Origin of the sequence: Streptomyces sp. NPDC012510 (assembly GCF_042955065.1) — a bacterium.
In the GTDB taxonomy this organism is placed as follows: domain Bacteria; phylum Actinomycetota; class Actinomycetes; order Streptomycetales; family Streptomycetaceae; genus Streptomyces.
In genome coordinates, this window is record NZ_JBIBEN010000015.1 from 216,939 (window position 1) to 229,469 (window position 12,531).

The 12,531-nt window shown below is 69.9% G+C and carries 16 protein-coding genes; all 16 read left to right on the plus strand.

All coding sequences use genetic code 11. The features are described 5' to 3' along the window. Positions 1-102: 102 nt before the first annotated feature. The 16 genes from rpsP (at position 103) to ACFY9I_RS27220 (ending at position 12,515) form a co-directional block, all read left to right on the plus strand. Complete coding sequence (gene rpsP, locus ACFY9I_RS27145; protein ID WP_391006022.1) at positions 103-531, plus strand: 30S ribosomal protein S16; 429 nt, start codon at positions 103-105, stop codon at positions 529-531. Between the two features lie 2 nt (positions 532-533). Then, positions 534-773, plus strand: coding sequence for an RNA-binding protein (locus ACFY9I_RS27150; RefSeq protein ID WP_033526925.1), 240 nt, complete (start codon positions 534-536; stop codon positions 771-773). Positions 774-874: 101 nt separating this feature from the next. Then, positions 875-1,465 carry a ribosome maturation factor RimM gene (gene rimM / locus ACFY9I_RS27155; RefSeq protein ID WP_391006025.1) on the plus strand — a complete coding sequence of 197 codons (591 nt, stop codon included), beginning with the start codon at positions 875-877 and terminating at the stop codon, positions 1,463-1,465. Continuing rightward, positions 1,465-2,298, plus strand: coding sequence for a tRNA (guanosine(37)-N1)-methyltransferase TrmD (gene trmD / locus ACFY9I_RS27160; protein WP_391006028.1), 834 nt, complete (start codon positions 1,465-1,467; stop codon positions 2,296-2,298). Before rimM ends, trmD begins: the two co-directional genes overlap by 1 nt. Positions 2,299-2,432: 134 nt before the next feature. Further along, positions 2,433-2,783, plus strand: a complete 351-nt coding sequence (gene rplS, locus ACFY9I_RS27165) for a 50S ribosomal protein L19 (protein WP_020138756.1) — start codon at positions 2,433-2,435, stop codon at positions 2,781-2,783. Positions 2,784-2,840: 57 nt separating this feature from the next. Further along, positions 2,841-3,569 (plus strand): signal peptidase I, encoded by a 729-nt coding sequence (gene lepB, locus ACFY9I_RS27170; protein ID WP_391006031.1) that lies wholly within the window; start codon positions 2,841-2,843, stop codon positions 3,567-3,569. Then, positions 3,562-4,689: a signal peptidase I gene (gene lepB, locus ACFY9I_RS27175; protein WP_391006034.1), complete on the plus strand. Its 1,128-nt coding sequence runs from the start codon at positions 3,562-3,564 to the stop codon at positions 4,687-4,689. Before lepB (ACFY9I_RS27170) ends, lepB (ACFY9I_RS27175) begins: the two co-directional genes overlap by 8 nt. Beyond that, the gene (gene lepB / locus ACFY9I_RS27180; protein WP_391006037.1) at positions 4,655-5,545 is read left to right on the plus strand and encodes a signal peptidase I; all 891 of its coding nucleotides are present in this window, start codon (positions 4,655-4,657) and stop codon (positions 5,543-5,545) included. Before lepB (ACFY9I_RS27175) ends, lepB (ACFY9I_RS27180) begins: the two co-directional genes overlap by 35 nt. An 81-nt stretch (positions 5,546-5,626) precedes the next feature. Next, positions 5,627-6,376, plus strand: a complete 750-nt coding sequence (gene lepB, locus ACFY9I_RS27185; RefSeq protein ID WP_391006039.1) for a signal peptidase I — start codon at positions 5,627-5,629, stop codon at positions 6,374-6,376. Beyond that, complete coding sequence (locus ACFY9I_RS27190; RefSeq protein WP_391006042.1) at positions 6,366-6,926, plus strand: NUDIX domain-containing protein; 561 nt, start codon at positions 6,366-6,368, stop codon at positions 6,924-6,926. Before lepB (ACFY9I_RS27185) ends, ACFY9I_RS27190 begins: the two co-directional genes overlap by 11 nt. Before the next feature lie 56 nt (positions 6,927-6,982). Further along, on the plus strand, positions 6,983-7,291 hold the full coding sequence (locus tag ACFY9I_RS27195) for a DUF2469 domain-containing protein (protein ID WP_005311352.1): 309 nt from the start codon (positions 6,983-6,985) through the stop codon (positions 7,289-7,291). 222 nt (positions 7,292-7,513) lie between these two features. Beyond that, entirely contained in the window at positions 7,514-7,894 is a 381-nt protein-coding gene (locus ACFY9I_RS27200) for a YraN family protein (RefSeq protein ID WP_391006045.1), read from the plus strand. Position 7,895: 1 nt separating this feature from the next. Further along, on the plus strand, positions 7,896-9,518 hold the full coding sequence (locus ACFY9I_RS27205) for a YifB family Mg chelatase-like AAA ATPase (RefSeq protein WP_391006048.1): 1,623 nt from the start codon (positions 7,896-7,898) through the stop codon (positions 9,516-9,518). 34 nt (positions 9,519-9,552) lie between these two features. After that, entirely contained in the window at positions 9,553-10,713 is a 1,161-nt protein-coding gene (dprA, locus tag ACFY9I_RS27210; protein WP_391006051.1) for a DNA-processing protein DprA, read from the plus strand. Positions 10,714-10,973: 260 nt separating this feature from the next. Beyond that, positions 10,974-11,810 carry an RNA polymerase sigma factor WhiG gene (gene whiG / locus ACFY9I_RS27215; RefSeq protein WP_391006053.1) on the plus strand — a complete coding sequence of 279 codons (837 nt, stop codon included), beginning with the start codon at positions 10,974-10,976 and terminating at the stop codon, positions 11,808-11,810. Positions 11,811-11,957: 147 nt separating this feature from the next. Next, positions 11,958-12,515 (plus strand): TetR family transcriptional regulator, encoded by a 558-nt coding sequence (locus ACFY9I_RS27220; protein ID WP_391006056.1) that lies wholly within the window; start codon positions 11,958-11,960, stop codon positions 12,513-12,515. The last annotated feature ends 16 nt before the right edge of the window (positions 12,516-12,531 follow it).

Here is a 12,531-nt window from a genome sequence, read left to right on the forward strand (position 1 = left end):
CTCTCCTCCGGCTGACGCGTCCATCGGGCACTCGGGTACCGCAACCCCACGCGGCTCTTTCCGCCGTGCCCAACCACGTCAAATCCAGGAGAACCCACTCCCGTGGCAGTCAAGATCAAGCTGAAGCGTCTGGGCAAGATCCGTTCGCCTCACTACCGCATCGTCGTCGCCGACTCCCGCACCCGCCGTGACGGCCGTGCGATCGAGGAGATCGGCAAGTACCACCCGACGTACAACCCGTCGGTCATCGAGGTCGACGAGGAGCGCGTCGCGTACTGGCTGGGTGTCGGCGCGCAGCCGACCGAGCCCGTGCTCGCCATTCTGAAGAAGACCGGCGACTGGCAGAAGTTCAAGGGCGAGCCCGCTCCGGCTCCGCTCCTCGTGGCTCAGCCGAAGTCCACCCGCCCGTCGTTCGAGGCCCTGGGCGGCGACGACGAGGGCAAGGGTGAAGCGATCACCCAGAAGAAGAAGGCCGACAAGAAGGACGAGGCCGCCGCTGAGTCTTCTTCGTCTGAGCCGACCGAGGCCTGAGCATGCTCGAGGAGGCTCTCGAGCACCTCGTCAAGGGCATCGTCGACTACCCCGACGATGTGCAGGTCGCTTCCCGCAACCTGCGTCGCGGGCGCGTACTCGAGGTCAGGGTCCACCCCGACGACCTCGGTAAGGTGATCGGCCGCAACGGTCGCACCGCTCGCGCCCTGCGCACCGTCGTGGGCGCCATCGGCGGTCGGGGCGTCCGTGTCGACCTCGTCGACGTGGACCACGTCCGCTGACGTCATTCGCAGCACCGGCTCGGGCCGGGGAGGGCCATTGGGCCGTCCCCGGCCCGTAGTCGTATGAGTTGTCCGAGTTGTATGACGGGAGATCAAGCACAGTGCAGCTCGTAGTCGCACGGATCGGCCGCGCCCACGGCATCAAGGGCGAGGTCACCGTCGAGGTCCGCACCGACGAGCCGGAGCTCCGGCTCGCCCCCGGCGCCGTCCTGCTCACGGACCCCGCCCCGACGGGCCCGCTCACCATCGAGTCCGGCCGGGTTCACAGCGGCCGGCTGCTCCTGCGTTTCGAGGGCGTCCGCGACCGCAACGCCGCCGAGGCCCTCCGCAACACCCTTCTGATCGCGGAGGTGGACCCGGAGGAGCTGCCGGAGGAAGAGGACGAGTACTACGACCACCAGCTGATGGACCTCGATGTCGTGACCGTGGACGGCGTGGAGGTGGGCAGGATCACCGAGATCTCGCACCTGCCCTCCCAGGACCTCTTCATCGTCGAACGGCCCGACGGCAGCGAGGTGATGATCCCGTTCGTCGAGGAGATCGTCACGGAGATCGACCTCCGGGAGCAGCGGGCCGTCGTCGATCCGCCGCCGGGTCTGATCGACGACCGGGCGGAGATCGCGTCCGCCCGTGACGCCGTCGAGGACTCCGCGGACTCGGTGGGGGTCACGGATCCGGGGGACGAGGCGTGATGCGGCTCGACGTCGTCACCATCTTCCCCGAGTACCTCGAACCCCTGAACGTCTCCCTCGTCGGCAAGGCACGCGCGCGTGGACAGCTCGACGTCCATGTGCACGACCTGCGGGACTGGACGTACGACCGGCACAACACGGTCGACGACACCCCGTACGGCGGCGGCCCCGGCATGGTCATGAAGACCGATCCCTGGGGTGACGCTCTGGACTCCGTCCTCGCCGACGGCTACGAGACGGGTTCGGGGGAGCCGGCCCTCATCGTCCCCACCCCCAGCGGCCGCCCCTTCACCCAGGCGCTCGCGGTCGAACTCTCCGAGCGCCCCTGGCTGGTCTTCACGCCCGCGCGCTACGAGGGCATCGACCGCCGGGTGATCGACGAGTACGCCACCCGGATACCCGTGTACGAGGTCTCCATCGGCGACTACGTGCTCGCCGGCGGTGAGGCGGCCGTCCTCGTCGTCACCGAGGCCGTGGCGCGGCTGCTGCCCGGCGTCCTCGGCAACGCCGAGTCCCACCGCGACGACTCCTTCGCGCCCGGCGCCATGGCCAACCTCCTTGAGGGGCCGGTGTACACCAAGCCGCCTCGGTGGCGCGGCCGGGACATCCCCGAGGTGCTGCTCAGCGGCCACCACGGAAAGATCGCCCGCTGGCGCCGTGACGAGGCCCTGCGGCGCACGGCCACCAACCGGCCCGACCTCATCGAGTGCTGCGACCCCAAGGCGTTCGACAAGAAGGACCGCGAAATGCTCTCCATCCTGGGCTGGGCCCCGGACCCGGAGGGAGAGCGGTACGGCCGATTTTGGCGACGGCCGGAGGGCGTGGAACAATAGGCCGCTGTTGTGCGTCGTCCGGCGCGCGCCCCTGCCACAGGGGGACACGACGCCCGCCCCGACACGGACAGCATCCTCTCGAAACACCTAGCTCCCGCTCATGACCTGTGGCATGGGCGAAGAAAGCAGACGAAATGTCTCACCTGCTCGACTCCGTCGACGCCGCGTCGCTGCGCAGCGACATCCCGGCCTTCCGCCCGGGTGACACCGTCAACGTCCACGTCCGCGTCATCGAGGGCAACCGCTCCCGTGTGCAGCAGTTCAAGGGCGTAGTCATCCGTCGCCAGGGCGCCGGTGTCCGCGAGACCTTCACGGTCCGCAAGGTCTCGTTCTCCGTCGGCGTCGAGCGCACCTTCCCGGTGCACACCCCGATCGTCGAGAAGATCGAGCTCGTGACCCGCGGTGACGTCCGTCGCGCCAAGCTGTACTACCTGCGCGAGCTGCGCGGCAAGGCGGCGAAGATCAAGGAGAAGCGCGACAACTGAGCGCGCGCTCGAGTCACACAAGGTCGTCATATCGGGGCCGGATACCATCTGGCCCCGATGGACACCGAAGCACGGCAGCACATGGAGCGCGACCGTTCCTCCCACCCTTCTGGCGAGTTCTCCGAGGAGATCTCCGACACAGGAGGGCCGGAGGACCGGTCGCGTTTCGCATGGGTGGACCAGGTCGGCGTGTGGGTGCCCGGGGGGAGATACACCCTGACCGTGCTGATCTGCCTGCTTTTCCTGGCGCTCTTCAGCAACTTCGTGATGCAGCCGTTCCAGATTCCCAGCAGCTCCATGGAGCGCTCATTGAGGATCGGGGACCGCGTTCTCGTAAATAAGTTGGCGTACCGTTTCGGATCTGAGCCGCAGCGCGGTGACGTCGTCGTGTTCGACGGCACCGGCTACTTCGGGAACGCCGACTACATCAAGCGCGTTGTCGGCGTGGGGGGAGACCGGGTGGTCTGCTGCGACCAGGAGGGGAGGCTTGAGGTGAACGGCCGGTGGGTCGACGAGTCGTCGTTTCTGTACCCGGGAGACAGTCCGTCGGGCGTGCCCTTCGACGTGGTCGTCCCCGAGGGCACCCTGTTCCTCCTCGGCGACCACCGCGATGACTCCAGTGATTCCCGTGACCACCTGGGATCGCCCGGCGGCGGCATGATCCCTCTCGACGCCGTGATCGGCAGAGCCGACTGGATCGCCTGGCCCGCCGACCACTGGACGCGTCTGGAGCGTCCGGACGCCTACGCGCGCGTGCCCGCCGCCGTCGGCGGTGCGCATGGGTAACCGTGGCAAACCTCGCGGCGTCCCCAGTACGCCCGCCGACAATCTCCTGCCCACCGGCACCCGGCGGTCCGGCGGAGCCGCCCGGCCCAGCCGGGTCGAGCGGCGCAGGCTCGCCCGCAAGATCAAGCGGCGCAGACGCCGCTCCGCGGTCAAGGAGATCCCGTTGCTCGTCGGGGTCGCCGTCCTCATAGCGCTGGTCCTGAAGACGTTCCTCGTCCAGGCGTTCGTGATCCCCTCGGGCTCCATGGAGCAGACGATCCAGATCGGCGACCGTGTCCTGGTCGACAAGCTCACCCCCTGGTTCGGCTCCAAGCCCACCCGCGGCGACGTCGTCGTCTTCAAGGACCCCGGCGGCTGGCTGGAGGACGAGCAGACGACGACCGCCGCCGAGGACCCGATCGTCATCAAGCAGGTGAAGGAAGGCCTGCAGTTCATCGGTCTCCTCCCGTCCGACGACGAGAAGGACCTGATCAAGCGGGTCGTCGCCGTCGGCGGCGACACCGTCAAGTGCTGCGACATCCAGGGTCGAGTCACCGTCAACGGCATGCCGCTCGACGAGACGGCGTACATCCATCCCGGCAACAAGCCTTCCGTCCAGCCCTTCGAGGTGACCGTGCCCCAGGGCCGCCTGTGGGTGATGGGCGACCACCGGGAGAACTCGGCGGACTCGCGTGCCCACCAGTCGGACGACTCCAAGACGGCGCAGTACGGCGGCACCGTCTCCGAGGAGTCCGTGGTCGGACGGGCCGTCGTCATCGCCTGGCCGGTCGGGCACTGGGGGCAGTTGGAGGAGCCTGACACGTTCTCCGCCGTGCCCAGCGGGTCGACCACGGCCCTCGGCGCTTCGCATAGGGTGGCCCCCGCGGATCGAAATGGATTGATCCCCCTCCCGACCCCTGCGGAACTCCCGCTCGTTATGGGAGTGGTGGGCCTGCACCGGATCTGGCGTGGGCGGCGGTACGGAGTGAGGAGTGGATGTGGGGGATTTGGCGGTCGGCGCACGGTCCGGACACGGTGGTTCCGAAGAACGGCCGGAGCGATCCGACGAGGCGGCTTCCCCGGCCGCGGAGAACCTGGAGAGCGGGGTGAGTTCCGAAGGATCCACCGACTCCGGGAGTGACTCCCCGGACGGGGCGGACGGCGGCGACGGCGCCAGGACCTCGGTCGACGACGGCGACCATGACGAGCGGCCCAAGAAGAAGCAGCGTTCCTTCTGGAAGGAACTGCCGATCCTGATCGGTATCGCGCTGGTGCTCGCGCTGCTGATCAAGACGTTCCTGGTGCAGGCGTTCTCCATCCCGTCGGACTCGATGCAGAACACCCTTCAGGAGGGCGACCGGGTCCTGGTCGACAAGCTCACCCCGTGGTTCGGCTCCGAGCCCGAGCGGGGCGAGGTCGTCGTCTTCCATGACCCCGCCGGCTGGCTGGACGGTGAGCCCACCCTGGAGCCCAACGCCGCGCAGCGGGTCCTCGGCTGGATCGGCCTGATGCCGTCCGCCGAGGAGAAGGACCTCATCAAGCGCGTCGTCGGCGTCGCCGGTGACACCGTGGAGTGCAAGGGCACCGGCCCTCTCAAGGTCAACGGCAAGGCGCTGAACGAACCCTATGTGTACCCGGGCAACACCCCCTGCACCGTCGATGACACCGGCGGTCAGTTCAAGGTGAAGGTGCCCGAGGGCAAAATCTGGGTCATGGGTGACCACCGGCAGAACTCGCTGGACTCCCGCTACCACCAGAACGACGCGAACGACGGCATGGTCCCCGTGGGCCAGGTCGTGGGCCGCGCCATCGTGGTCGCCTGGCCGCCCACCCGCTGGTCCACGCTGCCGGTTCCCGACACCTTCGACCAGAACCTGAGCGCCGCCGCCCCCGGCGCGCTCGGTCTCGCGGGCGCGGTCCCGCTGGTGCTGTGGCGCAGGCGCCGCCTTCTCGCCACCGAAGGCCAGAGGGTTTCTGGCACCGGTACCGCCGGGTAGGGTGCCGTCCCAGATCGCCGATCTTCCGCGGCCCGCACGGGGCTCCGGACGGTCGATTCTCCGACCTGGGGGAGCACTGGGATGAGCGGGACGGCAAGTCGTACGGACGAGGGCCGCGGCGGGCTCGGCAGCAAGCTGTCGGGGCTGGCCGTGGCCCTCGGTTGTGTGCTCTTCCTCGGTGCCTTCCTCTGGGGCGCGGTCGCCTACGCGCCCTACACCGTGCCCACCGACTCCATGGCTCCCACCATCACCGCCGGGGACCGCATTCTCGCGGAGCGGATCGACGGCGCCGAGGTCGAGCGCGGCGACGTCGTGGTCTTCCGGCAGGAGACCTGGGGCAACACACCCATGGTCAAGCGGGTCGTCGCCGTCGGCGGGGACACGGTCGCCTGTTGCACCGACGGCAAGCTGACCGTCAACGGCGAGAAGATCGACGAGGGGTATCTGCCCAAGGGGCAGGCCGCCGAGCTGACCGGTATCCCCGAGATCACCGTCCCCGACGGCCGCCTCTTCCTCCTCGGCGACGAGCGCAGCGGCTCCCTGGACTCCACCGCGCACCTGACGGAGGCCGGCAACGGCACGGTGCCGCGCACCAACGTGGACGCGCGCGTGGACGCCGTCGTCTGGCCCATGGACGGCATGCTGGCGCCCCCCACGGGCTTCGAGAAGCTCGGGGAGCTCTCCTCTCCCGGCCCGCTGCGGCTGATCACCACCGCGCTCGTCGTGGGCATGGTGCTCGTGCTGGGCGGCGCGGCCTACGGACCCGTCGCCAAGCGGCTCGGCGGCCGCGGCCGTACGGTGACGCCTTCGGAGGCGGCCGGTGTCGGCTGAGCGGCCTTGTGACTCGTCGTACGACGCGCACGGCGGCGGGGCCGAGGACACGTACGAGGGCGGGCTGCGCAAGGTGGCCCGGGTGATCCTGCTGGACCCGCAGGAGCGCGTTCTGCTGCTGCACGGGCACGAGCCGGACGATCCGGCCGACGACTGGTGGTTCACCCCCGGCGGCGGTGTGGAGGGCGCGGAGAGCCGCGAGGAGGCCGCCCTGCGGGAACTCGCGGAGGAGACGGGGATCACGGACGTCGAGCTGGGCCCCGTGCTCTGGCGGCGGATGTGCTCCTTCCCCTTCGCCGGGCGCCGCTGGGACCAGGACGAGTGGTACTTCCTCGCCAGAACCACCGTCGAGCACCCGCTGGTGCCCGCCCCAGCGGGCCTCACCGAGCTGGAACGGCGCAGCGTCGCCGGAGCACGCTGGTGGACGTGCGGAGAACTGGCCCGGGCTCATGAGACGGTGTACCCGACCAGACTCGCCGAACTGCTTCGCACGCTGCTCGACGAGGGTCCCCCGGCCACACCCGTGGTCCTGGACACCGAAATTGTCTAGGGGCTCGCGGGACTGGCGCACAATGGTGGGATCGCACGGCTGAAGGGGAACATGCCATGAGCGCCGAGGACCTCGAGAAGTACGAGACCGAGATGGAGCTGAAGCTCTACCGGGAGTACCGCGATGTCGTCGGTCTGTTCAAATACGTGATCGAGACCGAGCGGCGCTTCTACCTGACCAACGACTACGAGATGCAGGTGCACTCGGTCCAGGGTGAGGTGTTCTTCGAGGTGTCGATGGCCGATGCCTGGGTGTGGGACATGTACCGGCCGGCTCGGTTCGTGAAGCAGGTGCGGGTGCTCACGTTCAAGGACGTGAACATCGAGGAGCTGAACAAGAGTGATCTGGAGCTGCCGGGCAGCTGAGGTGTCCGCTGGGGCCGTCGTCCGTGGCCGCCATCTGTGGTCGTATCTGTGGCTGTCGTCTGCCGTCGGCGACTGTGGCCGTTGTCTGCGGCCGTCGTCTGTGGCCGTCGTCTGTGCCTCATTCGTGTGGGTGATGAAGTTATCCACAATCTCCTGCTTGTCCACCAAGATCCAATAGCGGGCTGAATCGCCCTCAGTGTTGGCGCCGGAGGTGGTGCCGACATGAGCGAGGCACGAGGCAACAGCGCGCGAGGTGCGCTCGGCAGGTACGGCGAGGAGCTGGCCGCACGGCGGCTGACCGAGGCCGGGATGACGGTCCTGGAGCGCAACTGGCGCAGTGGCAGGACCGGTGAGATCGACATCGTGGCCCGCGACGGGGACGCGCTGGTCGTCTGCGAGGTGAAGACCCGCAGGGCCGGCTCCTTCGAACACCCCATGGCCGCCGTCACGACCACCAAGGCCGAACGCCTGCGCGGCCTTGCCGAACGCTGGCTCCAGGAACACGGAGGGAGCCCGCCGGGCGGCGTCCGCATCGACGTCGTCGGCGTCGTCCTCCCCGCCCGCGGCGCCGCCGTCGTCGAGCACGTACGGGGGGTGGCCTGAGATGGGCTTCGCCCGCACATGCTCCGTGGCCCTCGTCGGCGTGGAGGGAGTCGTCGTCGAGGTCCAGGCCGACCTGGAGCCCGGTGTCGCGGCCTTCACGCTGGTGGGGCTGCCGGACAAGAGCCTGACGGAGAGCAAGGACCGGGTCAGGGCTGCGGTGGTCAACTCCGGTGCCGAGTGGCCGCAGAAGAAGCTGACCGTCGGGCTCAGCCCCGCGTCGGTGCCGAAGGCCGGCAGCGGTTTCGACCTGGCGGTGGCGTGCGCCGTGCTGGGCGCCTCCGAGCGGATCGACCCGAGGGTGCTGTCCGACATCGTGATGATCGGTGAGCTGGGACTCGACGGTCGGGTGCGGCCGGTGCGGGGCATTCTGCCCGCTGTGCTGGCCGCCGCTGAGGCCGGATACGAGCAGGTGGTGGTGCCGGAGTGCGCCGCCGCGGAAGCCTCGCTGGTGCCGGGCGTCTCGGTGCTGGGCGTACGCACCCTGCGCCAGCTCATCGCTGTGCTCGCGGACGAACCCGTGCCGGACGAGGAGCCCGCCGAGGGGCGTGCGGACCCGCTCATGGCGGGACTGCGAATGCCGGGTACCGGGGCGGCGACCGGGATGAACACCACGGGAGCCGCGCACCAGGACCAGGGCCACGACCTCGCCGATGTCGTCGGGCAGCTCGCGGCACGCACCGCCGTGGAGGTCGCGGCGGCCGGTGGTCACCACCTCTTCCTGGAGGGACCGCCGGGCGCGGGCAAGACCATGCTCGCCGAGCGACTGCCCGCCCTCCTGCCGAAGCTGGGCAGGGAGGAGTCGCTGGAGGTCACCGCGGTCCATTCGATCGCCGGTCTGCTGCCGGCCGGGAAGCCGCTGGTCGACATGGCGCCCTACTGCGCCCCGCACCACTCGGCCACGATGCAGGCCCTGGTCGGTGGCGGCCAGGGCATCGCTCGGCCCGGTGCGGTCTCCCTGGCCCATCGCGGAGTGCTGTTCCTCGACGAGACCCCCGAATTCAGCAGCCAGGTCCTGGACGCCCTGCGACAGCCGCTGGAGGCGGGGCACGTCGTGATCGCGCGCAGCGCGGGAGTCGTACGGTTCCCGGCGAAGTTCCTGATGGTGCTCGCAGCGAACCCCTGCCCCTGCGGTCGCTTCTCACGGACGGACGACCTGTGCGAATGTCCGCCCGCCTCGATCCGCCGGTACCAGGCCCGGCTCTCCGGACCGCTGCTCGATCGCGTCGACCTCAGGGTCGAGGTCGACCGGGTCACCCGGTCCGAACTCACCGGGCGAGGCGCCCGGGGCGAGCCCACTGCCACCGTGGCCGACCGTGTCCGCTCGGCCCGTGAGAGGTCGGGTGCGCGTCTGCTCGGCACGCCCTGGCGGACGAACAGCGAGGTACCGGGGCGCGAACTGCGGAGCCGGTGGCACGCCGCGCCGGGCGCGATGGACGAGGCCGAGCGCTGTCTGGAACGAGGTCTGCTCACCGCGCGCGGCCTGGACCGCGTGCTCAGGGTCGGCTGGACCATCGCTGACCTGGTCGGCCACGATCGTCCCGACACGACGGACGTCAACCTGGCCCTGCAACTACGCACAGGAGTCCCTCGCGGGGTGCCGGTGGCCATCGGGGCGCTGACATGAGGTGCGCGGTCTGTATCGCCTCGGCGGGTGCGCCATGACCGGCGGCAGCGCGTCGGATGCCGAACGCCACGACCGGGCCTTCCTCGCCCGGGTCGTCGAGCCCGGGGACGAACTCGGCGGCCGGTGGCTGCGGGAACTCGGCTCCCGGGAAGTGGTGCAGAGGCTCCGCGGGGGCGGGCGACCGCTTCCGGATGCCTCGCAGAAGCGGTGGGCGGGGCTGTGCGCCCGCGCCGGGCGCGCCGATCCCACGGAGGACCTTGCCCGGGCGAGGTCGGCTGGAGTCCGGTTCCTCGTCCCCGGGGACGCCGAGTGGCCCCGGCAGTTGGACGACCTCGGGGACGGGCGGCCTGTGGGCCTGTGGGTGCGAGGGAAGGCCAATGTGCGGATGTGGGCGCTGCGGTCGGTGGCGGTGGTGGGGGCGCGGGCCTGTACGGAGTACGGGGCGCACATGGCGGCCGCGCTGGCGGCGGGGCTGGCCGAGCGGGGGTGGGTGGTCGTGTCCGGCGGGGCGTACGGGGTGGACGGAGCCGCTCACCGGGGTGTGCTGGGGGTCGGTGGGGCGACCGTCGCCGTGCTGGCCTGCGGGGTGGACCGGCCGTATCCCAGAGGGCACACCCAGTTGATCAACAGGATGGCCGAACAGGGGCTGGTGGTGGGCGAGTTGCCGCCGGGGGAGCATCCGACACCGAGCCGGTTCATCCTGCGGAACCGGGTCATCGCGGCGCTCACCCGGGGGACCGTGGTCGTGGAGGCCGCCTACCGCAGTGGAGCGCTGGTCACGGCGCGGGCAGCGCAGCGGTTGGGACGGTTCACGATGGGCGTGCCGGGCCCGGCGACCTCGGCCCTGTCGGCGGGAGTGCACGAACTGCTGCGGGGCGACGCCGTGCTCGTGTCCGACGCCGCCGAAGTCGTCGAGCTGGTGGGTGACATGGGAGAGCTGGCGCCCGACCGGCGCGGACCCGTTCTCCCGCGTGACCTGCTGGAGCCGGGCGCACGGCAGGTGCTCGCCGCGCTGCCGGGACGGGGGAGCGCGGCCGTCGAGGAGGTCGCCCGAGGCGCGGGCACGACGATGGACGACGTGGTCGGCAGGCTGTACGAACTGCGCGCACTCGGTTACGTCGAACGACACGGCGACAGCTGGAAGTTGACACGCCAGGCGATGATCTCCGTTTCGTCCGATCGGAGGCATGGTTGACCGAGCGTGTTCGGCCGTCCGGGGGAACGCCGACAGCCTTGCGGTTGCTGGCAGTTGGCACCCCGGCCCGGTCACCCGGCGCGACGGTGGCCACTGCGCGGAACGTGTCTGCGCACGAGCGATCCCTCACCCTTCGCGCACTGCGACTCCTCAGTCACGCTACGCTCACGAGGATTCCGACTCAGGACAGGCAACTCGACATCAGACTGACAGCTCACCCAGGTACCCCCAGTTCACGGCAGAACGGCACAAGGCGACGAATGCCCCAGCACACCTCCGGGTCTGACCGGGCGGCGCTACCCTCCGCCGCTCCCGGCACCGTGCGCCCGCCCGCCCCCTCGACACTCGACGAGCTGTGGCGGACGTACAAGACGACGGGCGACGAACGGCTGCGCGAGCAGTTGATCCTCCACTACTCACCCTTGGTGAAGTACGTTGCGGGCCGGGTGAGCGTCGGCCTGCCGGCCAACGTCGAGCAGGCCGACTTCGTCTCCTCCGGCGTCTTCGGGCTCATCGACGCGATCGAGAAGTTCGACATCGACCGGGAGATCAAGTTCGAGACGTACGCGATCACCCGGATCCGGGGGGCGATGATCGACGAGCTGCGTGCGCTGGACTGGATCCCCCGGTCGGTGCGGCAGAAGGCGCGGAATGTGGAGCGGGCCTACGCCACGCTGGAGTCACGGCTCAGACGCACCCCGAGCGAGGGCGAGGTCGCCGCCGAGATGGGGATCGCGGTCGACGAACTCCACGCCGTCTTCAGCCAGTTGTCGCTGGCCAACGTCGTGGCGCTGGAGGAGCTGCTGCATGTCGGGGGCGAGGGTGGTGACCGGCTGAGCCTGATGGACACGCTGGAGGACACCGCCGCGGACGACCCGGTCGAGGTAGCCGAGGACCGGGAGCTGCGCCGCTACCTGGCACGGGCCATCAACACGCTGCCCGAACGGGAGAAGACCGTCGTCACGCTGTACTACTACGAAGGGCTCACGCTCGCGGAGATCGGGAACGTGCTGGGGGTGACCGAGAGCAGGGTGAGTCAGATCCATACGAAGTCGGTGTTGCAGTTGCGGGCGAAGCTGGCCAGTTTCGGCCGCTGAGCCGACGAAGAAGGTTCCGGCCCGGCTGGATGTGGCGTGCGGCTGGTACGCGCGAGGGCTGACGCTGTGCGGGTCGGGGGAAGGCGTCCCCGTGGTATGCGGTCCGTCCGTAAAGTGGTTGATGTGCCAAGGATTCGAGCGGCCTCTGTGGCCGAGCACCGATCGATGCAGCGAGCCGCCCTGCTGGACGCGGCTCGGTCCCTTTTGTCGGACGGCGGGACGGAGGCGCTGACGTTCCCGGCGCTCGCCGAGCGCACAGGACTGGCGCGGTCGTCCGTGTACGAGTACTTCCGGTCGCGGGCCGCCGTGGTCGAGGAACTGTGTGAGGTCGACTTCCCCCTCTGGGCCGCGGAGGTCGAGGCGGCGATGGCCGCGGTCGAGCGGGCCGAGGACAAGGTCGAGGCGTACGTGCGTAAGCAGCTGGAGCTGGTGGGTGACCAACGGCACCGGGCCGTGGTCGCCATCTCGGCGAGCGAGCTGGACGCGGGGGCCCGGGAGAAGATCCGGGCCGCGCACGGTGGGCTCATCGCGATGATCGTGGAGGCGCTGGCAGGGCTTGGGCAGGCGGAGCCCCGGTTGGCGGCGATGTTGTTGCAGGGGGTCGTGGACGCGGCTGTGCGCCGTATCGAGCTGGGGGCTGCGGAGGATTCGGCGGTGATCACCGAGGCGGCTGTGGGGGTGGCGCTGAGGGGCGTGCGGGGCTGAGCCTTGATGGCTCGGT